The sequence below is a fragment of the Mesorhizobium sp. WSM4817 genome, from assembly GCF_055811135.1.
The window spans coordinates 1-351 of the sequence record NZ_JBVVQQ010000151.1 but is presented as its reverse complement, the minus strand read 5'-3'; the positions used below and the strand labels follow the sequence as shown (position 1 = coordinate 351).

The window sequence follows — 351 nt, the reverse complement described above, 5'->3', positions numbered from 1 at the left end:
CTTCTTGTGCTCGCGCAGATGATCCATGTTGAGGTAGCGGGTCGCCTCGAGCCAGTTCTCGTGGATCTCCACCGCCAATGCCCGAACCAGCCGCAAACAGCTCTGCGGGTTGGGGAAGATGCGAACGACCAGGGTGCGCCGCTTGATCTCCTGGTTCAGCCGCTCCAGCATGTTCGTCGACTTCATGTGCTTGTGATGCGGCAGCGGCAGCCGATAGAAGCTCAGCGTCTCCTCGATGTTGTTCTCCACCCAATCCACCAGCTTCGGGTATTTTGCCTGCCATTTGGCGATCCACTGCGCCAGGTCGCGCTTGACCTCGGCCAGGTCGCGCCGGTCATAGAACCATCTGAG

General features: G+C 60.1%; 1 protein-coding gene. It reads right to left on the bottom strand.

Going from position 1 to position 351, the window contains the following annotated elements; genetic code table 11:
• The coding region (locus AC0L2K_RS35160; RefSeq protein WP_473533680.1) for a transposase at window positions 1–351 on the bottom strand (351 nt) is incomplete at both ends.